Below are 26,267 nucleotides of genomic sequence, written 5' to 3'. Positions count from 1 at the left end.
TTCCCGCGAGCCCAGAATGCAGAGCCTCCACGTCAATGGATACGATATGCCCTATCTCGACGTGGGCGAGGACAAAGGTCGCGCGCCGCTGGTCTGTGTGCACGGCTCGCTCTCCGACTTCCGCATCTGGGGCTGCGTGCTGGGGCCGCTGACGCAGCGGCATCGCGTGATCGCTGTGAGCCTGAGGCACTTCTTTCCCGAACGCTGGGACGGTGTGGGCGACACTTATTCCATCGCCCAGCATGTCGACGACGTCATCGCCTTCGTCGAGAAGCTCGACCTCGGCCCGGTCGATTTGATGGGGCATTCCCGCGGCGGGCACATCTGCCTTCGCGTCGCGCAGCGGCGCCCCGATCTGCTGCGCCGGCTGATCCTGGCCGAGCCCGGCGGCGAGCTCGATGCGAGCCTCGATCCCGACTATGCCGGCGGTCCCTCGCCGCTGCTGGCGCGCTTTACCGCCTCGGCCGAGAAGATCGCGGCGGGCGATGTCGACGGCGGCCTCGCCGTCTTCGTCGACACGCTGGAAGGCGCCGGCACCTGGCCGCGGCTGCCGGCGATGGTGAAGCAGAATCTGCGCGACAACGCCTATACCCTGATCGGCCAGGTCCGCGACAACCGGCCGCCGTTCTCGAAGGCGGATGCGGAAGCGATCAAGATGCCGACGCTGTTCATCCTGGGAGGGCGGACCAAGGGCCTGTTGCCGAAGGTGCTGCATGCGCTGGCCGCCCATGTGCCCTGCTCCACGACGGCGATCATCCCGAACGCGACGCATCCGATGTTCGAGCAGGCGCCGCAAAAATACTCCGAAGTGGTTCTCGAGTTTCTGGCGAGCTGATCATGCAGAGCTTTCGCGTCAACGGATATGAAATGGCCTATCTCGAAGCCGGAGAAGGCCCTCCGCTGGTCTGCGTGCATGGCACGCTAGGGGACTTCCGCACCTGGTATTCGGTGCTCGGCCCGCTGTCGAAGAATCATCGGGTGATCTCGGTGAGCCTGCGGCATTTCTTTCCCGAGCACTGCGACGCGGTGGGCGACGACTACAAGATGGCGCAGCACGTCTCGGACACGATCGCCTTCATCGAGCAGGTGAAACGCGGCCCGGTCGACCTGATGGGCCATTCGCGCGGCGGCCACATCGCCTTTCGCGTCGCGCAGGCGCGGCCGGATCTGCTGCGCAAGCTGGTGCTGGCCGAGCCCGGCGGCGACCTCGATGCCAGCCTGCCGCTGCCCGAAGGCACGCCCGCGCATCCGCCGCTCGCCGCGCGCACCGCGCGCTCGGTCGAGATGATCCGCGCCGGCGACCTCGAGGGCGCGTTGCAGAATTTCTACGAGGGCATCGAGGGCGATGGCTCCTGGCGGCGCGTGCCGGCGGCGGCGAAGCAGCAACTGCGCGACAACGCGCTCACGTTGTTGGGCCAGATCAACGAGCAGCGGAAGCCTTACACGCTCGGCGATGCGCAGGCGATCAAAACGCCGACACTGCTGATCGGCGGCGGCGCCACCACCGGCAGCCTGTCGGTGCTATGGCGCGTGCTGGCCGAGCACATCGTGGGCAGCAAGACGGCCGTGATCGAGAATGCCGGCCACTGGATGTTCGAGCAGGCGCCGCTGGAGTTCGGCGAGGTCGTGAACAGATTTCTGACGCAGTAGCTCTCTTCCTTTCCTTCTCCTCTTCTTGGGTGCTGGAGCGCTAGGCTGGCGTGGCATCGCGCCGTTGCGGGTGCTAGGCTTTTCGCACCATCGCGCGGTGCCCGCGCGCAAGATGCAAAAGGACGCAACTCATGACCTTCCGCCTCACTCCCCTGCTCGCTTTGTCGCTGCTCGGCCTCGCCGCCAGCGCGACGTCCGCGTTCGCGGCCGCTGACGAGAAGCTGAAGGCCGCGGCCGAGCAGGAGAAGGCGCCGCTGATCGAGACCTTACGCGACATGGTGATGATCGAGAGCGGCAGCAGCGACCTCGAGGGTCTGAAGAAGATGGCCGACTTCACCGAAGCGCGCCTGAAGGCGCTCGGCGCCGCCACCGAGCGGCGCAAGACCACGGCGGGCGCCGGCGCCGACATGGTGATCGCGACCTTCAAGGGCAGGGGCACGCGGAAGCTGATGCTGATCGCGCACATGGACACGGTCTATCAGCGCGGCATTCTCGCGAGCGAGCCCTATCGCGTCGATGGCACGAAGATCTTCGGCCCCGGCATCGCCGACGACAAGGGCGGCATCGCCGTGGTGCTGCACGCGCTGAAGATCCTCAAGGACGCCGGCTGGAACGACTACGCCACGCTCACCGTCTCGTTCAATCCGGACGAGGAGGTCGGCTCGATCGGATCGGGCGAGATCATCGCGGAGCTCGCCGACCAGCACGACGTCGTGCTCTCCTGCGAGCCGACGGCGGCCTCGCCGCCGGCGAAGAACGACTCGCTGCTATTGGGTGCCAGCGGCACGGCGACAGGTATCCTGAACGTGAAGGGCCGCGCGGCGCATGCCGGCGCTGCACCCGATCGCGGCCGCAACGCGCTGATCGAGCTCTCGCATCAACTGCTGCAGACGCAGGACGTCGCCAAGTCGATTCCCGGCACCCAGCTCAACTGGACGACGGCGAAGGCCGGCACGGTGCGCAATCAGATTCCGGATGACGCGGAGGCTGGCGCCGACATCCGCCTCACCATTCCCGACGGCATCGCCAGGCTGCAGGCGGCGCTGGACGAGAAGATCAAGAATCGCCTCGTGCCGGACACCGAGACGACCATGAAGATCGTGGCCGGCCGTCCGCCCTTCGTAGCCAGCGACCGCGGCCGCGCGCTGGCGGAGATGGGACAGGCGATCTATGCCGAGATCGATCGCAAGCTCGACATCGCCGAGATGACCGGCGGCGCCACCGATGCCGGCTATGCCAATCGCAGTGGCAAGGCGGTGGTGGTCGAGAGCTTTGGCCTCGCCGGCTTCGGCTATCACGCCCGCGACGAGTTCATCGACACCAACTCGATCGTGCCACGGCTCTACCTGATGAGCCGGATGCTGATCGAGCAGGGGAAGAAGAAGTAGGCGCCGAGCTGCGCCCGGTCCGTTGCTCGAAAACAACCCCATGCACAGTAGGCGACCCAAGCAATATCAATAGCTTGGGTAGCACCTCAAAAGAGCGCTGGCGCGGCCCTGGGCCGCGCTTGACGTCCTGCCCCTCCCAGCGTAGTTTGAATACGGAATTCCGTATTCCCTCCTCGGAGCTGCCGGCGTGATCCCTCTCGACCCGCTCCCGAACCTGATCGACCAGGTCTATGAACGGATCCTGGAAGCGATCTCCGATCGCTCGCTCGAGCCCGGCCAGCGCATCCGGCAGAACGAGCTCGCCGACAAGCTCGGCGTGTCGCGCCAGCCGGTGTCGCATGCGCTGCATCTGTTGCACCGGCAAGGCCTCGTCGCCGAGAGCGGCAAGCGCGGCTTTGAAGTCACCCAGCTCGATCCCTCACGCATTCGCCAGCTCTACGAGGTGCGCGGCGCCATCGATGGGCTGGCCGCACGGCTCGCCGCCGCGCGCGCAGCGAGCGACGCGGCGGGACGCGCGCGGCTCGAGGCGGCGCTCGCCGCCGGGCGCGGTATCGACCGCAACACGTCGCTCGGCGAGCTCATCGCGCTCGACGTCGATTTCCACCGCGCGATCTATCAGCTCGCCGGCAATCCCGTGATCGAGGCAACCATTGCGCCGCAATGGCCGCATATGCGCCGTTCGATGGCGACCGTGCTGTCGGAGCTCGACTATCGCGGCAGCGCCTGGGCGGAGCATGCCGATATTGCCGGATGCATTCTGAGCGGCGATGCGAAGGCCGCCGAACGCGCGGCGCTGGCGCACGCGCAGACGGCGGGACGGTTGACCGAGGAGAGATTGAGGGCCGGCGAAGAGGCGGCGGCGTAGCCACAGCCACCGTCATTCCGGGGCGATGCGCAGCATCGAGCCCGGAATCCATCGGGCGGCGCAGATTGCGGAGAAATGGATTCCGGCCTCGCGACTTCGTCGCGCCCCGGAATGGCGACAAAAACGGCACAAGGAGGACGACCCATGAAACTGTCCCAGGAGCAATTGGAGTTCTTCCACCGCGAGGGCTGGCTGTTCCTGCCCGAGCTGTTCAGCCAGGAGGAGGTCAATTTGCTCGCGCGCGAGGCGGTCGGCATCTACGACGCCAACCGGCCGGAAGTCTGGCGCGAGAAGAGCGGCGCGCCGCGCACGGCCTTTGCCGCGCATCTCTACAACGAGGCCTTCCGCATTCTCGGCGCGCATCCGCGCATGATCGAGCCGGTCGAGCAGGTGTTCGGCGAGCCCGTCTACATGCACCAGTTCAAGATCAACGCGAAATCGGCCTTCACCGGCGACGTGTGGCAATGGCACCAGGATTACGGCACCTGGAAACGCGACGATGGCATGCCGGAGCCGCGCGCGATGAACATCGCGATCTTCCTCGACGAGGTGATGCCGATCAACGGTCCCCTCATGCTGGTGCCGCGCAGCCAGAACGCCGGCGATCTCGAAGCATCGCATGACCTCGCCACCACCTCCTATCCGCTGTGGACGCTGGACGAGGACACGGTGACGCGCCTCGTCAAGCAGGGCGGCATCGTGGCGCCCACCGGCAAGCCCGGCGGCATGCTGATGTTCCACGGCAATCTCGTGCATGGCTCGAGCGGCAACATCACGCCCTACCCGCGCAAGATCGTGTACCTGACACTGAACGCGGTCTCGAACTACATCCGAACCCCGACACGGCCGGAGTACATCGCGCATCGCGACTTTACGCCGATCAAGACCGTGGATGATGACGCGTTGGTGCGGCTCGCTCGTGCGCCGAGGCAGGCGGCGGAGTAACGTCGCAGTCGCGGGCGTGCTTCACCTCTCCCCTCCGGGGAGAGGTTGGCCGAGCGCAAGCCGCACCAGCAACACTGAGTCTTGGACATCCGCCATGAACCTCTTCCGCCTCCTCCAGGCCCGCGCATGCGCCGGCAAGCCCGTTCGCGTCGCGCTGATCGGCGCCGGCAAATTCGGCTCGATGTTCCTCGCACAGGTGCCGCACACGCCGGGACTCGAAGTGCCCATCATCGTCGACATCGACCGCGAGCGCGCGCGCGAGGCGTGCCGCACCGTCGGCTGGGACGCTGATCGCATCGCCCGGACCGTATTCACCGATGACGGCGCGCGCGCGATCGCCGGCGGGGCGATGGACGTGGTGGTCGAAGCAACCGGCAATCCCGCCGTCGGCATCCGTCACGCGCGTGCCGCGATCGCGGCGGGCAAGCATGTCGTGATGGTCAATGTCGAGGCCGACGTGCTGGCGGGCCCGCTGCTCGCCGAGGAAGCGCGCAAAGCGGGCGTGGTCTATTCGCTCGCCTATGGCGACCAGCCGGCGCTGACCGCTGAGATGGTCGACTGGGCCCGCGCCACCGGTTTTCGCGTCGTCGCCGCCGGCAAGGGCACAAAGTACCTGCCGGCCTATCACGACGTGACGCCCGACGGCGTCTGGCAGCATTACGGCCTGACCGCAGGGGAAGCGCAGTCGGCCGGCATGAACCCGCAGATGTTCAATTCCTTCCTCGACGGCACCAAATCGGCGATCGAGATGGCCGCGATCGCCAACGCCTGCGGCCTCGACGTGCCTGCGGAAGGATTGTTGTTTCCGCCCTGCGGCGTGGACGATTTGCCGCACATCATGCGGCCGCGCTCGCGCGGCGGCGTGCTGGAGCAGTCCGGCGTGGTGGAGGTGGTCTCCTCGCTGGAGCGCGACGGGCGGCCGGTGTTTCGCGACCTGCGCTGGGGCGTCTATGTCGTGCTGGAGGCGCCGAACGACTACGCCGCCGACTGCTTCAGACAATACGGCCTGAAGACCGATGCCAGCGGACGCTTCGCCGCGATGTACAAGCCCTATCACCTGATCGGGCTCGAGTTGAACATCTCGATCCTGTCGGCCGCACTGCGCGGCGAGTCCACCGGTCAGCCCTACGGCTTCCGCGGCGACGTCGCGGCGATCGCCAAGCGCCACTTGCGCGCCGGGGAGATGCTGGACGGCGAAGGCGGCTACACGGTATGGGGCAAGCTGGTGCCGTCCGCCGCGAGCCTGAAGGCGAGCGCCCTGCCGATCGGCCTCGCGCATCGCCTGAAGCTGAAGCACGATGTCGCCCATGGCGAGATCGTCCGCTGGAGCGATGTCGAGTTCGATGCGAACAACGAGACGATCAGGACAAGAAAGGCGATGGAGGCGGCGTTCGCGAAGCAGGGATAGCGTTGGGTTATTTGGCGGACACCAGCGCTCTCTCCATTCCCTCCCCTTGTCAGGGAGGGGGATGCCACGCGGGGACCCTATCCATCGCGCATCGCCATCTGTGCATCATCACAATCGGCACCTTTTGCTGGGCTACCCCCCTCCTAGCCCTCCCCCACAAGGGGGGAGGGAACGCACCTCCATTGCCGCCAGTGAGTCTGTCGCTTCGACGAACGCCTTCACTTCCCCTCGCAAGCGCATCGTCGCCACGCTGTTGCCCAATCATGCAGCAGTTCGCCAATCTCCGACTTTCGTCTGTCCCGCATTCGCAAGTGCGAGGAAGGCATGAGGCTTGATTATCTGGAGGTGACCGGTCATCCTTGATGAGGGAACCGCAATGATCGGAATTCCAATAACAAGAGCCCGTCAGGGCCATTCGGAAACGCCTCACAAGTCTCAACAACAACGTCGATCTCGACCGCGACAAGACGACATCAAAGATCGTTCCCTGACGTCGAAGCATCGGCAATAACGGAGGGAAGTGCATGGAACGTCGTAAATTCCTGACGGCAGGTGGATTGGGCCTGGCCGCGAGCGCCGTTGCTGCGCCGGCTATCGCGCAATCGACGCCCGAGGTCAGGTGGCGTTACGCCACGAGCTGGCCGAAGTCGCTCGACACGCTCTATGGCGGCTGCGAATATTTCTGCAAGAAAGTCGCCGAGATCACCGACAACAAATTCCAGATCCAGCCGTTCGCGGCGGGCGAAATCGTCCCGGGCCTGCAGGTACTGGATGCGGTCTCGAACGGCACCGTCGAGATGGGCAACACCGCGCTCTACTACTACTGGGGCAAGAATCCCGCCTTCACCTTCGCTACCGCGCTGCCGTTCGGGCTCAACACGCGCCAGCAGATCTCGTGGCTGCTGTGGGGTGGCGGGCAGGAGCTCGTGAACGACCTGCTGAAGGAGCACAATTGCTACGGCATTCCGACCGGCTCCACCGGCGCGCAGATGGGCGGCTGGTTCCGGAGGGAGATCAAGTCGCTCGACGACATCAAGGGCCTGAAATTCCGCATCGGCGGATTTGCCGGCACGATCATGGCCAAGCTCGGCGCGGTGCCGCAGCAGATCGCCGGCGGCGACATCTATCCGGCGCTGGAAAAGGGCACGATCGACGCGGCCGAATGGGTCGGCCCTTACGACGACGAGAAGCTCGGCTTCGTCAAGGTTGCGAAGTACTACTATTATCCGGGCTGGTGGGAAGGCACGAGCCAGGGCCACAACATCATCAACCTCGACAAGTGGAATGCGCTGCCGAAGCACTATCAGGCGGCGATCGATGCCGCCTCGCGCGACACGTTCACCTGGATCACCGGCAAGTACGACGCGTTGAACGCGCCGGCGCTGAAGCGGCTCCTGGTGGCGGGCGCGGTCCTGAAGGCCTTCCCGCAGGAAGTTCTCGAAGCCTGCTACGCGGCCGCCACCGAGACCTATGCCGAACTTTCCAAGTCCAACCCGCATTTCGGCAAGATGTATGCGAGCCTGACCGCCTATCGCGGCGAGGCCCTGCCCTGGTTCCAGGTCGCCGAGCTGAGCTTCGACAGCTTCATGATGCGGATGCGGACGAAGACGTGAGGCGCTGAGCGGCACACGACTAAAGAATGAGAAGCCCCGGAGATGGCGATGTCTCCGGGGCTTTTGTTGATTGGCTTCTTCCCTTCTCCCCTTGCGGGAGAAGGTGTGATGAGGGGTATCTCTTCGCGAACTCAGATGCGAGTTGGACTCGCGGATAGATACCCCTCACCCGGCTCGCCGCTAATGCGGCGAGCCACCCTCTCTCCACAAGGGGAGAGGGGAAGAGCGCGCCTTCGCAACTGCGAGCATCCCAACGGCGCTTGATTATGGCCAGGCGAACGGTCATCCTCGCATCGAAACCGCGACGTGCGGGATCCACAAAGAGCCCTGAAGGGTCTTCGGAAACGCCAAAAACAATCGGCACAACACCACGTCGGTACCCGGCGAGGCCAAGACGACAGCAAGATCGTTGCCTTAGTCGAGGACATCGGCGCAACGGAGGGTACGCATGAAACGTCGTGAATTCCTGAAAGTGACCGGCGCGGGGCTGGCGGCAAGCACGGCGATTGCCGCGCCGGCGATCGCGCAATCTTCGCCGGAGACGAGATGGCGGCTCGCCGCGAGCTGGCCCAAGGCGCTCGATACGCTCTATGGCGGCTGCGAATATTTCTGCAAGCGCGTCGCCGAGGTCACCGACAACAAGTTCCAGATCCAGCCATTCGCATCCGGCGAGATCGTCCCCGGCCTGCAGGTGCTGGATGCCGTCTCGAACGGCACCGTCGAGATGGGCAACACCGCGCTGTACTACTACTGGGGCAAGAACCCCGCCTTCACCTTCGGCACGTCGCTGCCGTTCGGCCTGAACACGCGGGCGCATATTTCCTGGCTGCTGTTCGGCGGCGGACAGGAGATGCTCAACGACCTTCTGAAGGAATACAACGCGCTCGGCATTCCGACCGGCTCGACGGGGGCCCAGATGGGCGGCTGGTTCCGGAAGGAGATCAAGTCGATGGAGGATTTCAAGGGACTGAAATTCCGCGTCGGCGGCTTCGCCGGTACGATCATCGCCAAGGTCGGCGGCGTGCCGCAGCAGATCGCGGGCGGCGACATCTATCCGGCGCTGGAGAAGGGCACGATCGACGCGGCCGAATGGGTCGGCCCCTATGACGACGAGAAGCTCGGCTTCGTGAAGGTCGCGAAGTTCTATTACTATCCGGGCTGGTGGGAAGGTACCGGCCAAGGACACAACATCATCAATCTCGACAGATGGAACGCGCTGCCCAAGCACTACCAGTCCGCGATCGAGATGGCCTCGCGCGACACCTTCACCTGGGTCACCGGCAAGTACGACTACGTCAACCCGCCGGCGCTCAAGCGCCTGCTGGTGGCCGGCGCGATCCTCAAGCCGTTCCCGCAGGAGGTGCTCGAAGCGTGCTACAGCGCCGCCAACGAGATCTACGCCGATCTCACCAAGACCAACCCGCACTTCAAGAAGATGTATACGAGCCTGTCGGCATTCCGGAACGAATCGCTGGCCTGGATGCAGGTCGCCGAGCTCAGCTACGACAGCTTCATGATGCGCATGCGCACGCGGACGTGAGGTCCTGGACCGCGAACAAGGTCAGAAGCGACGAAAGCCCCGGAGATGTCTCCGGGGCTTTTGGTTTGGTGTTTCGGTCCTTCCACGCAACATGGTGACTGATCCTGATGGTGTGAGATACGTCGTCCCAACAAAGTTGCGTTCCCTCCCCCCTTGCAGGGGAGGGCTAGGGAGGGGGGTAGCCCAGAAAAAGGTGCCGGTGTTGACGATGGACTGAAAACGGGAGCGCGACGGATCGAATCCCCGAGTGGCACCCCCTCCCTGCCCCTCCCCCACAAGGGGGAGGGAACGGAGAGAGCGGTACCGTCGACCGTTTCGCCTCCAACCCGCCGTACCTTAGACCAACCCGCCCGCATCGGCGACGCGGCGCTGGTGATAGTCGGTGTCGCCGAAGGTGTTCTCGATCATGGTCAGGCGCTTGAAGTAGTGGCCGATCTTCGCCTCCATGGTCATGCCGATGCCGCCGTGGAGCTGGATCGACTGCTGGCCCACGAATTTCAGCGACTTGCCGATCTGCACCTTGGCCGCGGCGATGGCGTTGGAGCGCTCCTTGGCGTCCTCGAAATCGCTCGCCATGGTCGCGAACATCGACATCGAGCGCGCCTGCTCGGTCGCGACGAACATGTCGGAGGCGCGGTGCTGGAGCGACTGGAAGGACCCGATCGCAACGCCGAACTGTTTTCGCGTCTTGATGTACTCGACGGTGGTCTTCAGCGATTCATCCATCAGGCCGACCGCTTCGGCGCAGAGCGCGACGCGGGCTTCGTCCACCACGCGCTCGATCAGCGCGAGCGAGTCGTCGGGATTACCGATCACGGCATCCGCGCCGACCTCGACGCCGGTAAGGGTGATGTCGGCGGCATGCAGGCCGTCCTGGGTCGGATAGGACTTCTTGGTGACGCCCTTGGCATTCGCGGGGACCAGGAACACGCCGATGCCGGTCTTGTCGCGGCGCTCGCCCTTGGTGCGCGCTGTGACCACAAGCGTGTCGGCGTTCTCGCCGTTGAGCACGACGAACTTCTCGCCGTCGATGACCCAGCCGTCGCCCTTCTTCTTCGCGGTCGTGGTGACATCGAAGAGATCATAGCGCGAGTTCTTCTCGAGCTGGGCGAAGGCCAGCGTCTTGCTGCCGTCGATGATGCCAGGCACATGCGCGGCCTTCTGCGCGTCGGTGCCGGCATGGCGCAGGAAGCCGCCGCCGATCACGACCGTGGCCAGATACGGCTCCAGCACCAGCGCCTTGCCGAGCGCTTCCATCACGATCATGGTCTCGACACCGCCGCCGCCGAAACCGCCATCGGCCTCGCTGAAGGGCAGGCCCAAGAGCCCCTGCTCGGCGAGCTTGAGCCAGACCGCTTTGCTCCAGCCGCCCTTCTCCTTCATGTATTTCTTGCGCTGCTCGAAATCGTAGGAATCGGTCAGCAGGCCGTCGATGCTTTCCTTGAGAAGCCGCTGCTCCTCGGACAGATCAAAATCCATTTCTGTTTCCTCAAACTAGCAAGTGTGTGCGTTGCGCTGGCTCCTCTTCACCTCTCCCCGCTTGCGGGGAGAGGTCGATTTGCGAAGCAAATCCGGTGAGGGGGTACCGCTCTCTCCACGATCTCTGTTCGAGAGGCCCTCACCCCAACCCTCTTCCCGTAAGAACGGGGCGAGGGGGAAGAGCCTCACAGCCCCAGCACCGCCTTGGCGATGATGTTGCGCTGGATCTCGTTGGAGCCGCCGTAGATCGAGACCTTGCGGTTGTTGAAGTAGCTCGGCGCGATCTGGGCTGTCCAGTCCATGGCCTCGTTCGAGCCGTCGTCGCCATGCACGTCGTAAGGCGCGGCGAACGGACCGATCACTTCCATGAGCAGCTCGGTGGTGGTCTGCTGGATCTCGGAGCCCTTGATCTTCAGCACCGAGGAGGCCGGATTGGGCTTGCCCTTGCCGTGCTTGCCCTCGTCGGCGACGACGCGCAGCTGCGTCAGCTCGAGCGCCTTGAGCTCGATCTCGCAGGCCGCCAGCCTCTCGCGGAAGGCGGCGTCCTGGATGATCGGCTTGCCGCCGGATTCGACCTTGGAGGCGAGATCCTTGATGCGGCGAATGCGCTCCTTGGAGACGCCGACCCGGGCGATGCCGGTGCGCTCGTTGCCGAGCAGGAATTTGGCGTAGTCCCAGCCCTTGTTCTCCTCGCCGATCAGGTTCTCGATCGGGACTTCCACGTCGTCGAAGAAGACCTCGTTGACCTCGTGGCCCCCGTCGATGGTCTGGATCGGGCGCACGGTGACGCCCTTCGACTTCATCGAGAACACGATGAAGGAGATGCCCATCTGCTTCTTGGCGTTGTTGTCGGTGCGGCAGAGGCAGAAGATCATGTCGGCGTGCTGGGCCAGCGTGGTCCAGGTCTTCTGGCCGTTGATGATCCACTTGTCGCCACGGCGCTCGGCTTTGGTCTTCAGCGAGGCGAGGTCGGAGCCGGAGCCGGGCTCGGAGAAGCCCTGGCACCACCAGTCGTCGACATTGGCGATGCGCGGCAGGTACTTCTTCTTCTGCTCCTCGTTGCCGAAGGTGTAGATGACGGGGCCGACCATGCTGACGCCGAAGGCGAGCGGCTGCGGCGCCGGATAGGACTGCAGCTCCTCGTTGAAGATGTAGTGCTGGACGGAAGTCCACCCCGTGCCGCCATACTGCGTCGGCCAGTGGCTGACGCCCCAGCCCTTCTTGTTGAGGATGCGCCACCACGTCACCATCTCGTCCTTGGTGAGGTGGCGGCCCTCGACCAGCTTGCGCCGCGTATCCGGCGGCACGTTGTCGCGGAAGAACTGCCGCACTTCCTCGCGAAACGCCTGCTCTTCTTTCGTGAATGCGAGATCCATCGGATCCTCCTGTGAATTACTGCAGCACTTCGAACAAGCCGGCCGCGCCCATGCCACCGCCGACGCACATGGTGACGACCGCGTACTTCGCCTTGCGGCGGCGGCCTTCGATCAGGGCGTGGCCGGTGAGGCGCGCGCCCGACATGCCGTAGGGATGGCCGACCGAGATCGCGCCGCCGTCGACGTTGATCTTCTCGGGGTCGATGCCGAGCTTGTCGCGGCAATACAGCACCTGCACCGCGAAGGCTTCGTTCAGCTCCCAGAGGCCGATGTCGTCGACGGTGAGGCCGTGGCGCTTGAGCAGGCGCGGCACGGCGAAGACCGGGCCGATGCCCATCTCGTCCGGCTCGCAGCCGGCCGAGACGAAGCCGCGGAAGATGCCGAGCGGCGCAAGGCCGCGCTTTGAGGCTTCCTTGTCGCTCATGATCACCGAGGCGCTGGCGCCGTCGGAGAGCTGGCTGGCATTGCCGGCGGTGATGGTGAAGCCTTCGCCGCGCACGGGCTTCAGGCCAGCAAGGCCTTCGGCGGTGGTCTCGGGGCGCGGGCCCTCGTCCTGCGACAGCGTGACCTCCTTCATCGACACGGCGCCGGTCGCCTTGTCGGTGACCGCCATCTGCGTCGTGATCGGGGCGAGCTCGTCCTTGAACTTGCCGGCCTGCTGGGCTGCAGCAGTGCGGCGCTGGCTCTCCAGCGAATATTCGTCCTGGCGTTCGCGCGAGATGCCGTAGCGCTTGGCGACGACCTCGGCGGTATCGATCATGGGCATGTAGACCTCGCCCTTGATCTCGAGCAGCGCCGGGTCCTGGGCGTGGAAGCCGTTCATCTTGTCGTTCTGCACGAGCGAGATCGACTCGCCGCCGCCGCCGACCGCGATCTCGACGCCGTCGAAGATCACCGAGCGCGCAGCGAGCGCGATCGCCTGCAGGCCCGAGGCGCATTGCCGGTCGATGGTGGTGCCGGCGACGGTGACCGGGAGACCTGCGCGGAGCAGCGCCTTGCGCGCGATGTTGCCGCCGGTCGCTCCCTGCTGGAGCGCTGCGCCCATCACGACGTCCTCGATTTCCTTCGGGTCGACCTTGGCGCGGGCAACGGCCTCGCCGATGGCATGGCCGAGCAGGGTTGCGCCCTCGGTGGCGTTGAGCATGCCGCGATAGGCCTTGCCGATCGGGGTGCGGGCGGTGGAAACGATGACGGCGTCGGTCAAGAGCGACCTCCTGATACGGTTCTGGGGGATTGTGACGGTTTCTGCTGCTGGCGCAATTCGTGGCGCGACAATTTTCCGACCGGCGTGCGCGGCAGGTCGGCGACGAATTCGAGCGCAGCCGGCAGCTCGTGCCTGCCGAGCTTGCCCGCAAGCTGTGTGCGCAGCTCGTCCAGAGTGAACGGCTTTGCGTCGGGCTTGAGCTTGATGAAGGCTTTTGCGGCTTCGCCGCGGTACTGGTCGGGAATGCCGAGCACGATCACCTCGTGCACGCCCGGAATGGTGTAGATCGCCTGCTCGATCATCTGCGGATAGACGTTGAAGCCGCCGGAGATGATCATGTCCTTCTTGCGGTCGACCAGGAAGAAATAGCCGTCGGTGTCGACATAGCCGATGTCGCCGGTGAGGAAGCGGCCGTCGACGAAGGCATCTGCGGATCCTTCCGGCTTGTTCCAGTAGCCCTTGGTGACGTTCGGGCCCTTGATGCGGATCTCGCCGACTTCGCCCGGCGGCAGCACGCGTCTGGGATCGTCGAGCGCGACGACGTCGAGCTCGATGCCGGGCAGCATCAGGCCGATCGAGCCGGGCTTGTCGGGGCCCGTGGGCGGGTGGCCGGTGCCGGGCGAGCAGGTCTCGGTCATGCCCCAGCCGCTGCGCAGCTTCTTGCCGACCTTGCGCTCGAAGAAATTGGCGATCTCCACCGGCAGCGGCGCTCCGCCGGAGCCGATGGTGGCGAGCGAGGAGAAGTCACGCTTGTCGAGATCGGGCAGCGCGGCGATCGCGATCCACATCGTCGGCACGCCCGGGAAATAGGTCGCGCGCTTGACCTCGATGTCGCGCATCACGGCTTCGACGTCGAAACGCTGATGCATCGAGATCAGGTTGCCGCGGCTGAGCGAGGACAAGAGCACGACGGTGAGCGCGTAGATGTGGAACAGCGGCAGCACGCAGATGACGCGCTCGACGACATCGCCGCGCGCAGCGCGCGCCGGCTTGCCCCAGACGTCGTAGATCGACACCGCCGAGGTGAGATTGCCGTGGGTCAGCATCGCGCCCTTGGGCAGGCCGGTGGTGCCGCCGGTATATTGCAGCAGCGCGACGTCGTCGGCCGTGACTTTCGGCCACTCTGCCGGAGCGGTGGCGCCTTCGACGAAGGTCCTGATGGTGACGATGCGGGGATCATCGGGGATCGCCGCCTGCGGCGTGCCGACCTTGCCCCAATTGTCGTCCTCGCAGACGACGAGCTTGTCGATCAGGCCCTTCTCCAGGAATTTCAGCGCGGTCGGCAGCAGGCCCTGGAGGTTCGAGGTGACGAGCAGGCGCGAGCCGGAGTCGGAGACCTTGTGGGTCAGCGCGATCTCGCCGTCCAGCGGAGACAGATGGGCGACGCGGGCGCCTGCCTTCAGCGCGCCGAAGAAATTGACCGGATGGTCCGGCGTGTTGCCGAGGAACAGCGCGACCGAGCTGTTCTTGCCGATGCCTTCGCGCAGGAACGCAGCCCCCGCACGATCGGCCATGGTGGCAAGCTCGGTGTAGCTGATTGCACGATCCCGAAACTCCAGCGCGGTGCGCGGACCGTAATTCGCGGCGGCTTTCGACAAGAGGTCAGGCAGCGAGCCCTGGGCGATGGGATCGTCCCAACGCACGCCCTCGGGGTAAAACTGTTCGCCGGGATGGGTCATAGGCGATCGATACTCTGCAAAGCGGTAGCAGCCGGGTCGTGTGAGGCGGGCACCGGCGGACGGGCTCCCTTCCCCCTTGTGGGGAAGGGTTGGGGAAGGGGGTGCCACGAACTCCGGCCTCGCCCGAGCCTACTCCCCTCCCTGACCCTCCCCCACAAGGGGGGAGGGAACGGAAAGAGCTTTGCCTCGGACGAAATATCGGCAGCCACGGCATCCAATCCGATCACGCCGCTTTCGAAGCGGCTGCGAGCGAGGCGAAGGTCTTGCCTTCCGCCGCGAGCTTCTTCAGCAGCGGGGCGGGCTCGAGGCCCGGATCGTTGGTTTCCTTGGCGTAGAACGACAGACGATCGGCGATGTGCTTGAGGCCGACGGTGTCGGCCCAGAACATCGGGCCGCCGCGATAGATCGGCCAGCCATAGCCGTAGAGCCAGACCACGTCGATGTCGGAGGGACGCGCCGCGATGCCCTCTTCGAGAATCTTCGCGCCCTCGTTGATCATCGGGTACATCATGCGCTCGAGGATCTCCTCGTCGCTGACCACGCGCTTCTTGCGGCCGAGGCGCAGCAAGGTCTCGTCGATCAGCTTCTCGACCTCGGGATCGGGCAGCGGCGCGCGGGAGCCGGCTTCGTACTTGTAGTAGCCCTTGCCGGTCTTCTGGCCGAAGCGGCCGGCTTCGCATAGCGCGTCCGCGATCTCCGACTTGATGCCGCGGTCTTTCCGCGAGCGCCAACCGATGTCGAGGCCGGCGAGGTCGCCCATCGCGAACGGGCCCATCGGCATGCCGAACTTGGTGACGACCGCATCGACCTGCTGCGGCAGCGCGCCTTCGAACAACAGCTTCTCCGACTGCTTGCCGCGCTGGGCCAGCATGCGGTTGCCGACGAAGCCGTCGCAAACTCCGACCACGACCGGCACCTTCGCGATCTTTCGCGCGATGGCCACCGCAGTCACCAGCGCGTCCGGCGCGGTCTTGTCGGCGCGCACGATCTCGCACAGCTTCATGACGTTGGCCGGCGAGAAGAAATGCATGCCGAGCACGTCCTGCGGACGCTTGGTCGACTTCGCGATCTCGTCGATGTCGAGATACGAGGTGTTGGAGGCGAGCACGGCGCCGGGCTTGGCGTACTGGTCGAGCTTGCCGAACACCTCCTTCTTCACCGCCATGGTCTCGAACACGGCCTCGATGACGAGGTCGGCATCGCCGACATTCTCGATGCCGACGACGCCGTTGATCAGCGCCATGCGCTTGGCCGGCGCGTCGGCCGGGATGCCGCCGCGCGCGGCGGTCGCTTCCCAGTTCTTCTGCATGATTCCCATGCCGCGCCTGAGCTGCTCCTCGCCGGTCTCGATCAGCGTGACGGGCACGCCGGCATTGGCGAAGGACATCGCGATGCCGCCGCCCATGGTGCCGGCGCCGAGAATGGCGACGCGGTTCACGGGACGCGGCTTGGTGGCCTCAGGGACGCCCGCGATCTTGGCGGCCTCGCGCTCGGCGAAGAAGGCATAGCGCTGCGCCTTGGACTGGTCGCTGGCAACGAGCTTGAGGAAGCCCTCGCGCTCCTTCTTCAGACCTTCGTCGAAGGGCAGGTCGATGGCGTAACCGACGGCGTCGGCGGCCGCGAACGGGGCTTCCAGGCCGCGCGACTTCTTGGTCATGGCGGCGACGGCGTTGGTGAAGATCGAGCGGTCGGCCTTGGCCGCCGCGATCTTGGAATCGTCGTCACGCAGGCGGCGCAGCGGACGCTTCTCGGCGATGACCTTGCGGACGAAAGCCTCGCCGCCGGAGGCAGGCCCCTCGATGATCTCCTCGATCAGGCCGTTCTCGAGCGCTTCCGCGGCCCCGATCGGGTCGCCACCGACGATCATCTTGACCGCAAGCTCAGGCCCGACCGCGCGCGGCAGGCGCTGGGTTCCGCCGGCGCCGGGCAAGAGGCCCAGCTTCACCTCGGGCAGGCCGAGCTTGGCCTCCTTCACCGCGACGCGGAAATGACATGCGAGCGCGACCTCGAGGCCGCCGCCGAGCGCGGTGCCGTGGATCGCTGCCACCACGGGCTTGGGCGAATGCTCGATCTCGGCGAGGACGTCGTTGAGGGCGGGCGGCTTCGGCGGCTTGCCGAATTCGGTGATGTCGGCACCGGCGATGAAGGTGCGGCCGCCGCAGGTCAGCACGATGCCCTTGATGGCGGGATCGGCGATTGCGGCCGTGATGCATTCCAGGATACCGCCGCGGACTGCGGCACTCAGCGCATTGACCGGAGGGCTGTCGACCGTGACGATCCCGACTTCGTCATGACGCTCAAGCTTGACCACTTCGCTCACGGTTTCCCTCCTTGGTGGGATTAACTTTTGTTCGATTTCGCGGTGCGGAATTTAATTCCGCATCTTGACGGCAGGGTTATTTTGAAGCACGGACGTTGTCAACGACTCCGCGCAAGAAGCAGATCAGGGATGAAGCGTACAGGAAAGAAGATTGCGACCGATCGGAATTTCGTCGTCGCGCTTTCCCGCGGACTGGACGTATTGCGCGCATTCCAACCCAATGACGGCCTGCTCGGCAATCAGGAGATCGCGGCGCGGACCAACCTGCCGAAGCCGACGGTGTCGCGGCTGACCTATACGCTGACCAAGCTCGGTTATCTGACGCCGGTTCCCCGTTTCGAGAAGTACCAGCTCGCACCCGCCGCGATGTCGCTCGGCTACGCCGCGCTCGCCAACCTCGGTGTTCGGCATTTGTCCGAGCCGTTTCGCGAGGAAGTGATGCGCGCGACCGGGGGCGCCGTCGCCGTCGGCGGCCGCGACCGTCACAGCATGATCTATTTCGGGCAGAGCCGCGGCAGCGAGACCGTCGGTGTTCAACTTGACGTCGGCTCGCGCGTGCCGATTGCAACCAGCGCGATGGGCCGCGCCTATTTCTGGGCGCTCGACGAAGACAATCGCGCCGAGGTCTCGCGCATGCTGCGCGAACATTACGGCAGCCGCTGGCCCAAGATGCGCGATGGCCTCGAACGTTCCGGCGAGACCGTCGCGAAATACGGCTTTGCAATCTCCGTCGGCGACTGGCACGACGATATCGGCGCCGCCGGCGTCGCACTCAAGCTCAACGATGGAACCGGTCCTTACGCATTCAATTGCGGAGCGCCCGCATTCCGTTTCACGGAAGAGCGTTTGATCAACGACATTGGACCGCGTCTGCTTGCGATGGTAAGGAACATCGAATCGGCACTCGGGGGTCTGATGCCGCATTCAAAAAAAGAAGTCAGCAAAAAGCTGAAATCAGGAGGAAAAGTTGCGCGTGTGGCCGAGGGGATCAGATAGCCTTTGTCATCACAGGGAGCGGTTCGCATCGCCCCTTCGCCCACTGAACACCGTGGGCGAGACGAGATGACGCAGGCACAGCTCGCGCAGGGTACATCGCCCCTGCTCGCGGTTCGCGACGTCAGCGTCGTGTTCGGCGGCATCATCGCGCTCAACGGCGTGTCGTTTAACATGCACAAGGGCCAGATCCTGGGATTGATCGGCCCCAACGGCGCCGGCAAGACCACGCTCTTCAATTGCCTCTCGCGGCTCTATCAGCCGTCGTCCGGCGACATCCTGATGGAAGGCGTCAGCATCCTGTCGCGTCCGCCGCACCGGATCGCCGAGATCGGCATCGGCCGCACCTTCCAGAACGTGGCGCTGTTTCCGAACCTGTCGGTGATGGACAATGTCCGCGTCGGCGCCCATTCGAAGACCTCCAGCGACATCATCAGCGACTCCTTGCGGCTCGCCTGGGTCCGTCGCAGCGAGAACGACGTCAACAAGAAGGTGCACGAGATCCTCGCCTATCTCGACCTCGAGGACGTCGCCCACACCACCGTGTCCGGCCTGCCCTTCGGCACGCAGAAGCGCGTCGAGCTGGCACGCGCGCTCGCGGCCGATCCGAAGATCCTGCTGCTCGACGAGCCTGCCGGCGGCCTCAACCACGAGGAAGTCTATGTGCTCGGCGACCTCATCCGCAAAATCCGCGACGAGCGCCACATGACGGTGCTGCTGGTCGAGCATCACATGGGTCTCGTGATGTCGATCGCCGACCACGTCGTCGCGCTGAATTTCGGCAAGAAGCTCGCGGAAGGCACGCCGGCCCAGGTGCAGGCGGACCCCGACGTCATCAAGGCCTATCTCGGGAGCAAGGACCAATGACGACTCTGCTCAACGTCAAGGACCTGCGCGCCTATTACGGCCAGGTCCAGGCGCTCCATGGCCTCTCCTTCTCCCTCAACGAGGGCTCGCTGACGACGCTGCTGGGCGCCAACGGCGCCGGCAAGACCACCACGCTGCGCGCGATCTGCAACATGGTGCGCTCCACCGGCGGCATCGAGTTCGACGGCAAGCCGCTGAACAATCGCTCGACCGAGAGCATCGTGCGGTTCGGCATCGCCCACGTGCCGCAGGGCCGCGGCACCTTCACCAACATGACGGTGGAGGAGAACCTCCAGTTAGGGGCGATAACCCGCAAGGACAGCGCCGGCATCATCTCCGACATCGAGCGCATGTATGCGCACTTCCCGGTGCTGAAGCAGCGCCACACCCAGCAGGCCGGCACGCTCTCCGGCGGCGAGCAGCAGATGCTCGCGGTCGCCCGCGCGCTGATGCTGCGGCCGCGGCTGATGCTGCTGGACGAGCCCTCCTTCGGCCTCGCGCCGCTGGTGGTGCGCGACCTGTTCGGCATCCTCGGCAAGATCAACCGCGAGGACAAGGTGTCGATCCTGGTGGTCGAGCAGAACGCCCAGCTCGCGCTCGAGCTCGCCGACCAGGCCTATGTGATCGAAACCGGCCGCATCGTGATGTCGGGCAACGCCAAGGACATCGCGAACAACGAAGAAATCCGCAAATCCTATCTGGGTTACTGAGGTGGGATGATGGCAATGGATTATCCGCGCACTCGCTTCACCTCTCCCCGACGGGGAGAGGTCGGATTGCTCAGGCGCGCAATTGCGCGCCTGAGCAATCCGGGTGAGGGGCCGCAGCTTCACCCTGCGACCGTAACCCCTCACCCGCGCCTTCGGCGCGACCTCTCCCTTAGGGAGAGGTGGACCTCCAACGCCGTTGCAGTTCAAACCCAATCGGGCAAGTTTTAGGGAGCCGGGACAATGGAGCTGTTCACCAACCAGGTCCTGGCCGGCATCGCCACGGGCGCGATCTACGCCTGCATGGCGCTCGCCGTGGTCATGATCTACCAGGCCATCGACCATCTCAACTTCGCGCAGGGCGAGATGGCGATGTTCTCGACCTTCATCTCCTGGCAGCTGATGCAGTGGGGCGTGCCCTACTGGGCCGCGTTCGCGATCACGCTGGCGTTCTCTTTCGTCGGCGGCATCGCAATCGAGCGCATCCTGTTCAAGCCGCTTGCCAAGGCGCCGGTTTTGACCAACGTCGCCGGCTTCATCGCGCTGTTTGCGATCATCAACTCCACGGCCGGCCTGATCTGGGACTTCACCATCAAGCAGTACCCGACCCCGTTCGGCTCCGCGCCGTTCCTGGGCAGCCAGCTGATCTCGACCCACCAGGCCGGCATGATCGGCGTCACCGTGCTGCTGCTGCTCGGCCTGTACTTCTTCTTCCAGTACACCCGCATCGGCCTTGCCATGCGCGCGGCCGCCTCGGTGCCTGAATCGGCGCGCCTCGTCGGCATCAACACGAGCTGGATGATCGCGCTGGGCTGGGGCATGGCCTCGGCGATCGGCTCGATCGCCGGCATGCTGATCGCTCCCGTCGTATTCCTCGAGCCGAACATGATGGGCGGCGTCCTGATCTACGGCTTTGCCGCCGCGGTGCTCGGCGGCCTCACCAGCCCGTTCGGCGCGGTGGTCGGCGGCTTCCTGGTCGGCATCTTCGAGAATCTCGCCGGCACCTACATCCCCGGCGTCGGCAACGAGCTGAAACTCCCGATCGCGCTTGCGCTGATCATCTCCGTCCTGGTCGTCAAACCCGCCGGCCTGTTCGGCCGGCACATCGTCAAGCGAGTTTGATCATGAGCGCTGCAGAAGAAGTCGTTGCAGAAGGCCACCAGGCGGTCGAGGCCGTTCCGAAGCGGGCCATGACGCTGGGCACCGGCACGTCGCTGGTGGTGCTCGCCGCGCTCCTGATCGTGCCCGTCTTCGTCAAGAACTTCATCATCTTCCAGATGACGATGCTGCTGATCTACGGGCTCGCGGTGCTGGCGCTGAACATCCTGACCGGCGGCTCGGGCCAGTTCTCGCTCGGCCAGAGCGCGTTCTACGCGGTCGGCGCCTATACTTCGGCAGTACTGATGGAGCACGCCAACATCAACTACGCGCTGACCATTCCGATTTCCGCCGTGGTCTGTTTCGCATTCGGTTACCTTTTCGGCAAACCGGCCCTGCGGCTGTCGGGCGTCTATCTCGCGCTCGCGACCTTCGCGCTCGCCACGGCCATGCCGCAGCTCCTGAAGCTGAACTTCCTTGAGCACTGGACCGGCGGCGTGCAGGGCCTCGTCGTCACCAAGCCCGACGCGCCGTTCGGCCTGCCGATGTCGCAGGACATGTGGCTGTACTACTTCACGCTGATCGTGACGATCGCAATCTATATCTTCTCCGTGAACCTGTTGCGCTCGAGGTCAGGCCGCGCCTTCATGGCGATCCGCGACAACGAGATCGCGGCCTCCTCGATGGGTGTCAACGTCGCGCTCTACAAGACGCTGGCCTTCGGCGTGTCGGCGGCGATCACCGGCATCGCCGGCTCGCTCGGCGCCATCGCGGTGCAGTTCGTCGCGCCCGACAGCTACACCATCACGCTCGCGATCTCGCTGTTCCTCGGCATGGTGGTCGGCGGCGTCGGCTGGCTGCCCGGCTCGTTCGTCGGTGCGGCCTTCATCATCTTCGTGCCGAACATGGCGGAGAGCATCTCCAAGGGCCTCTCCGGCGCCGTGTTCGGCGTGCTCCTGTTCCTCGTCATCTACCTCGTGCCGCATGGCGCAAGGCAGATCGCAATCCTGGGCCAGCAACTCGCTGGAAAGCTCAGAAAGAATTGAACCCCGTAATCGTACAAAGGAGACCCGAATTGTCTTTTGCAAGAACACTGCGAGCCGCCGCGCTGGTCACGGCAACGGCGGCCATCACTTTCAACTCCGGCGCGGCATTTGCCCAAAAGAAATACGACACCGGCGCTTCCGACACCGAGATCAAGATCGGCAACATCATGCCGTACAGCGGTCCGGCGTCGGCCTACGGCATCATCGGCAAGACTGAAGAAGCCTATTTCAAGATGATCAACGACAAGGGCGGCATCAACGGCCGCAAGGTCAACTTCGTCACCTATGACGACGCCTATTCGCCGCCGAAAGCAGTCGAGCAGGTCCGCAAGCTGGTCGAGAGCGACGAGGTGCTGGCGGTGTTCAACCCGCTCGGCACGCCCTCGAACACCGCGATCCAGAAATACCTGAACGCCAAGAAGATCCCGCAGCTGTTCGTCGCCACCGGCGCCACCAAGTGGAACGATCCGAAGAACTTCCCCTGGACCATGGGCTGGCAGCCCTCCTACCAGAGCGAGGCGCAGATCTACGCGAAATGGCTGATGAAGGAGAAGCCGAACGCCAAGATCGCGATCCTCTACCAGAACGACGATTTCGGCAAAGACTACCTCAAGGGCACCAAGGACGGCCTCGGCGCCAAGGCCTCCTCCATGATCATCATGGAAGAGAGCTATGAGGTGTCGGAGCCGTCGATCGACGGCCACATCGTCAAGATCAAGGCCGCCAATCCCGACGTGCTGCTGATCTATGCGACGCCGAAGTTCGCGGCGCAGACCATCAAGAAGACCGCCGAGCTCACCTGGAAGCCGCTGCAGATCCTGACCAACGTCTCGATCTCGGTCGGCAGCGTGATGAAGCCAGCCGGCTTCGAAGCCTCGCAGGACGTGCTGTCGGCGGCCTATGCCAAGGATTCCACGGATCCTCAGTGGAACAACGATCCCGGCATGAAGAAGTGGAACGAGTTCGTCGACAAGTACATGCCCGGCGCCGACAAGACCGACACCGGCATGGTCTACGGCTATGGCGCGGCCTCGACGCTGGCCAAGGTGCTGGAGATGTGCGGTGACGATCTCACCCGCGCCAACCTGATGAAGCAGGCGGCCTCGCTGAAGGATTTTGCCCCGGACACCCTGCTGCCCGGCGTCAAGATCAACACCAGCGCCACCGACTTCGCCCCGATCTCGCAGCTGCAAATGCAGCGCTTCAAGGGCGAGAAGTGGGAACTGTTCGGCGAGATCATCAGCGGCGACGTCCCCTCCGAGTGACACGCTGACGTCATAGTCCTGGCATCGATATGCCCCCGCGAGCGATCGCGGGGGCTTTTTGTTGACGCCGGGCGTCAATCTTGTTCAATGCTGCGCCGATCCAGCCGGGGTAGGAGAAAGATGACTGCCGTTCGATTTCAGATTGCGGCCTTGCTCGCCGCATTCGCGTTGTGCACTGCGATGAGCGGCCCGGCACAGGCGCAAAAGAAATACGACAGCGGCGCTTCCGATGCCGAAATCAAGATCGGCAACATCATGCCCTATAGCGGGCCGGCCTCCGCCTATTCCGCGATCGGCAAGACCGAGGAAGCCTATTTCAACAAGATCAATGCCGAGGGCGGCATCAACGGCCGCAAGATCAAGTTCATCTCCTACGACGACGGCTATTCGCCGCCGAAGACGGTGGAGCAGGCGCGCAAGCTGGTCGAGAGCGACGGGGTGCTGCTGATCTTCGGCTCGCTCGGCACCTCCACCAATGGCGCGATCCGCAAATACATGAACGAGAAGAAGGTGCCGCAATTGTTCGTGGCGAGCGGCGCCTCGAAGTGGAACGATCCGAAGCAATACCCCTGGACCATGGGCTGGCAGCCGAGCTACGCGAGCGAGGCACGCATCTACGCCAAGTACATCATGAAAGAGAAGCCGGACGCGAAGATCGGCGTGCTCTACCAGAACGACGATTTCGGCAAGGACTATCTGAAGGGACTGAAGGAGGGCCTCGGGCCCAAGGCCTCGATGATCGTGCTGGAAGAGAGCTACGACACTTCGGAGCCCGCGATCGACGAGCACGTCGTGAAACTGAAGACCTCGGGCGCCGACGTCTTCATCAGCATCACCACGCCAAAATTTGCCGCGCAGGCGATCAAGAAGGCGGCGGAGATCAACTGGCGCCCGGTCCACATCATCTCCAACGTCTCGGCTTCGGTCGGCGGCGTGCTGGAGCCGGCGGGGCTCGAGATCTCGCAAGGCATCCTGTCGGCCACCTACACCAAGGACGGCTCGGACCCGCAATGGAATGCCGACGACGGCATGAAGAAGTTCTACAATTTCCTGGCGCAGTACGAGCCCAAGGCCAACAAGCTCGATGCCGGCGTGGTGTTCGGCTATGCCGCGGCCCAGACCATGGTGAAGGTGCTGCAGATGTGCGGCGACGATCTCACCCGCGAGAACGTCATGAGACAGGCCGCCGGCATCAGGGATTTCGCCCCCGACACGCTGCTGCCCGGCATCAAGATCAACACCGCACCTGACAATTTCGCCCCGATCGAGCAGCTCCAGATGATGCGGTTCAAGGGCAAGAAATGGGAGCTGTTCGGCGAGGTCATCTCGAGCGAGGTGAGCCACTGAGCCTGTCAACTCGCAATCGCCCTGATAAATCGGGAACTCAAGGCGGTTACCGCATCTTGCAGCGCACACATCTCGCGCCTGTCCCTGACTACTAAAGGAGGAGGCCCCGCGACGCCGTCGCGGGGCCTTTCTGTTGAAGGCACCGGTTAAATCGTATTGAATTGAGGCCGCGTCGCCAAAAACAATCAAGTCAAGAAAAGGGATGCACACACCAAGAAAATCAGGGAGATAGGAATGCCCGCTGTCACCGGCAAACTTGCGGCCGCGTCACTGGCACTTGCGCTCATCGCAGCCTCGGCCGCCACTGCATCGGCCCAGAAGAAATACGATACCGGCGCGACCGACACCGAGATCAAGATCGGCAACATCATGCCCTACAGCGGACCAGCTTCCGCCTACGGCATCATCGGGCGGACCGAGGCCGCCTATTTCAAGAAGATCAATGAAGAGGGCGGCATCAACGGCCGCAAGATCAACTTCGTCAGCTATGACGACGCCTATTCGCCGCCCAAGACCGTGGAGCAGGCGCGCAAGCTGGTCGAGAGCGACGAGGTTCTGCTCATCTTCAACTCGCTCGGCACGCCGCCCAACTCGGCGATCCAGAAATACATGAACACGAAGAAGGTGCCGCAGCTGTTCGTCGCCACCGGCGCCACCAAGTGGAACGATCCGCAGAACTTCCCGTGGACGATGGGCTGGCAGCCCAATTACCAGAGCGAGACGCAGATCTATGCGAAATACATCCTGAAGACGATGCCAAACGCCAAGATCGGCGTCCTTTACCAGAACGACGATTACGGCAAGGACTACCTGAAGGGCCTGAAGGACGGCCTCGGCGCCAAGGGCGCAAGCATGATCGTGCTGGAGGAAAGCTACGAGACTTCAGAGCCGACCATCGACAATCACATCGTCAAGCTGAAGGCGACCGGCGCTGACGTCTTCATCAACATCACCACGCCGAAGTTCGCGGCGCAGGCGATCAAGAAGATCTCCGAAATCGGCTGGAAACCGACTCACTTCCTCAACAACGTCTCGGCCTCGGTCGGCAGCGTGATCAAGCCCGCCGGCTTCGAGAATTCGCAGGACATTATCTCGGCCGCATATCTGAAGGACGTTTCCGATCCGCAGTGGAAGGACGACCCCGGCATGAAGGGCTTCCTTGACTTCATGACGAAATACTTCCCGGAGGGCGACAAGCTCGACGGCGGCACCATCGTCGGCTACGGCGTGGCACAGACGCTGGTCGAAGTGCTGAAGAAGTGCGGCGACAATCTCACGCGCGAGAACGTCATGAAGCAGGCGGCGAGCCTGAAGGATTTCCGCACCGAAGTGCTGCTCCCCGGCATCAAGATCAACACCGGCCCCAACGACTTCGCACCGATCAGTTCGCTGCAGCTCATGAAGTTCAAGGGCGACAAATGGGATCTGTTCGGCGACGTGATCAGCGCCGACGCCGGCGGCTAGCCGCACAAGGGCT

The 26,267-nt window shown here is 64.3% G+C and carries 21 protein-coding genes; 16 read left to right on the top strand and 5 right to left on the bottom strand.

Annotation, left to right across the window (positions count from 1 at the left end; translation table 11 throughout):
• The first annotated feature begins 16 nt into the window (after nt 1–16).
• The 8 genes from ACRQ5Q_RS04315 to ACRQ5Q_RS04280 all read left to right on the top strand — a co-directional run bounded on the left by ACRQ5Q_RS04315 (nt 17) and on the right by ACRQ5Q_RS04280 (nt 9,409).
• Nucleotides 17–835, top strand: coding sequence for an alpha/beta fold hydrolase (locus ACRQ5Q_RS04315; protein WP_439396190.1), 819 nt, complete (start codon nt 17–19; stop codon nt 833–835).
• Nucleotides 836–837: 2 nt separating this feature from the next.
• Nucleotides 838–1,650, top strand: coding sequence for an alpha/beta fold hydrolase (locus tag ACRQ5Q_RS04310; RefSeq protein WP_439396188.1), 813 nt, complete (start codon nt 838–840; stop codon nt 1,648–1,650).
• 131 nt (nt 1,651–1,781) lie between these two features.
• Nucleotides 1,782–3,038 (top strand): M20/M25/M40 family metallo-hydrolase, encoded by a 1,257-nt coding sequence (locus tag ACRQ5Q_RS04305; protein WP_439396187.1) that lies wholly within the window; start codon nt 1,782–1,784, stop codon nt 3,036–3,038.
• A gap of 187 nt (nt 3,039–3,225) precedes the next feature.
• A complete protein-coding gene (locus tag ACRQ5Q_RS04300; protein WP_439396185.1) occupies nt 3,226–3,903 on the top strand; it encodes a GntR family transcriptional regulator in 678 nt (225 codons plus the stop codon).
• Nucleotides 3,904–4,047: 144 nt separating this feature from the next.
• A complete protein-coding gene (locus tag ACRQ5Q_RS04295; protein WP_439373002.1) occupies nt 4,048–4,848 on the top strand; it encodes a phytanoyl-CoA dioxygenase family protein in 801 nt (266 codons plus the stop codon).
• A 94-nt stretch (nt 4,849–4,942) separates the two neighbouring features.
• Nucleotides 4,943–6,256 carry an NAD(P)H-dependent oxidoreductase gene (locus ACRQ5Q_RS04290; protein ID WP_439396183.1) on the top strand — a complete coding sequence of 438 codons (1,314 nt, stop codon included), beginning with the start codon at nt 4,943–4,945 and terminating at the stop codon, nt 6,254–6,256.
• 524 nt (nt 6,257–6,780) lie between these two features.
• Nucleotides 6,781–7,869 carry a TRAP transporter substrate-binding protein gene (locus tag ACRQ5Q_RS04285; protein WP_439396181.1) on the top strand — a complete coding sequence of 363 codons (1,089 nt, stop codon included), beginning with the start codon at nt 6,781–6,783 and terminating at the stop codon, nt 7,867–7,869.
• 448 nt (nt 7,870–8,317) lie between these two features.
• Nucleotides 8,318–9,409, top strand: coding sequence for a TRAP transporter substrate-binding protein (locus ACRQ5Q_RS04280; RefSeq protein ID WP_439396179.1), 1,092 nt, complete (start codon nt 8,318–8,320; stop codon nt 9,407–9,409).
• Between the two features lie 336 nt (nt 9,410–9,745).
• On the opposite strand, the gene pimD is transcribed toward ACRQ5Q_RS04280, so the two are convergent.
• From pimD to ACRQ5Q_RS04255, 5 genes are all read right to left on the bottom strand, one after another.
• Nucleotides 9,746–10,888, bottom strand: a complete 1,143-nt coding sequence (gene pimD, locus ACRQ5Q_RS04275; RefSeq protein WP_439396177.1) for a pimeloyl-CoA dehydrogenase small subunit — start codon at nt 10,886–10,888, stop codon at nt 9,746–9,748.
• Nucleotides 10,889–11,073: 185 nt separating this feature from the next.
• Nucleotides 11,074–12,264 (bottom strand): pimeloyl-CoA dehydrogenase large subunit, encoded by a 1,191-nt coding sequence (gene pimC, locus ACRQ5Q_RS04270; RefSeq protein ID WP_439372997.1) that lies wholly within the window; start codon nt 12,262–12,264, stop codon nt 11,074–11,076.
• A gap of 16 nt (nt 12,265–12,280) precedes the next feature.
• Nucleotides 12,281–13,468, bottom strand: a complete 1,188-nt coding sequence (locus ACRQ5Q_RS04265) for an acetyl-CoA C-acyltransferase (protein WP_439372996.1) — start codon at nt 13,466–13,468, stop codon at nt 12,281–12,283.
• Nucleotides 13,465–15,147, bottom strand: coding sequence for a dicarboxylate--CoA ligase PimA (gene pimA / locus ACRQ5Q_RS04260; RefSeq protein WP_439396175.1), 1,683 nt, complete (start codon nt 15,145–15,147; stop codon nt 13,465–13,467). Before pimA ends, ACRQ5Q_RS04265 begins: the two co-directional genes overlap by 4 nt.
• A 223-nt stretch (nt 15,148–15,370) precedes the next feature.
• A complete protein-coding gene (locus ACRQ5Q_RS04255) occupies nt 15,371–17,467 on the bottom strand; it encodes a 3-hydroxyacyl-CoA dehydrogenase NAD-binding domain-containing protein (protein WP_439396173.1) in 2,097 nt (698 codons plus the stop codon).
• 129 nt (nt 17,468–17,596) lie between these two features.
• On the opposite strand from ACRQ5Q_RS04255, the gene ACRQ5Q_RS04250 reads away from it, so the two are divergent.
• The 8 genes from ACRQ5Q_RS04250 to ACRQ5Q_RS04215 all read left to right on the top strand — a co-directional run bounded on the left by ACRQ5Q_RS04250 (nt 17,597) and on the right by ACRQ5Q_RS04215 (nt 26,254).
• On the top strand, nt 17,597–18,463 hold the full coding sequence (locus ACRQ5Q_RS04250) for an IclR family transcriptional regulator (protein ID WP_439372993.1): 867 nt from the start codon (nt 17,597–17,599) through the stop codon (nt 18,461–18,463).
• Nucleotides 18,464–18,529: 66 nt separating this feature from the next.
• The gene (locus ACRQ5Q_RS04245) at nt 18,530–19,327 is read left to right on the top strand and encodes an ABC transporter ATP-binding protein (RefSeq protein ID WP_439372992.1); all 798 of its coding nucleotides are present in this window, start codon (nt 18,530–18,532) and stop codon (nt 19,325–19,327) included.
• Nucleotides 19,324–20,037 (top strand): ABC transporter ATP-binding protein, encoded by a 714-nt coding sequence (locus ACRQ5Q_RS04240; RefSeq protein ID WP_439372991.1) that lies wholly within the window; start codon nt 19,324–19,326, stop codon nt 20,035–20,037. Before ACRQ5Q_RS04245 ends, ACRQ5Q_RS04240 begins: the two co-directional genes overlap by 4 nt.
• A gap of 240 nt (nt 20,038–20,277) precedes the next feature.
• The gene (locus tag ACRQ5Q_RS04235) at nt 20,278–21,156 is read left to right on the top strand and encodes a branched-chain amino acid ABC transporter permease (protein WP_439372990.1); all 879 of its coding nucleotides are present in this window, start codon (nt 20,278–20,280) and stop codon (nt 21,154–21,156) included.
• A 2-nt stretch (nt 21,157–21,158) separates the two neighbouring features.
• Nucleotides 21,159–22,178: a branched-chain amino acid ABC transporter permease gene (locus ACRQ5Q_RS04230; protein ID WP_439372989.1), complete on the top strand. Its 1,020-nt coding sequence runs from the start codon at nt 21,159–21,161 to the stop codon at nt 22,176–22,178.
• Nucleotides 22,179–22,207: 29 nt separating this feature from the next.
• The gene (locus ACRQ5Q_RS04225; protein WP_439372988.1) at nt 22,208–23,443 is read left to right on the top strand and encodes an ABC transporter substrate-binding protein; all 1,236 of its coding nucleotides are present in this window, start codon (nt 22,208–22,210) and stop codon (nt 23,441–23,443) included.
• Between the two features lie 120 nt (nt 23,444–23,563).
• Nucleotides 23,564–24,790, top strand: a complete 1,227-nt coding sequence (locus ACRQ5Q_RS04220) for an ABC transporter substrate-binding protein (protein ID WP_439396171.1) — start codon at nt 23,564–23,566, stop codon at nt 24,788–24,790.
• Between the two features lie 234 nt (nt 24,791–25,024).
• Entirely contained in the window at nt 25,025–26,254 is a 1,230-nt protein-coding gene (locus ACRQ5Q_RS04215) for an ABC transporter substrate-binding protein (protein WP_439396169.1), read from the top strand.
• Nucleotides 26,255–26,267: the final 13 nt, after the last annotated feature.

The sequence above is a fragment of the Bradyrhizobium sp. PMVTL-01 genome (assembly GCF_051861855.1).
Classification (GTDB): Bacteria; Pseudomonadota; Alphaproteobacteria; order Rhizobiales; family Xanthobacteraceae; genus Bradyrhizobium.
This window is presented reverse-complemented; position numbering and strand designations above follow the sequence as displayed.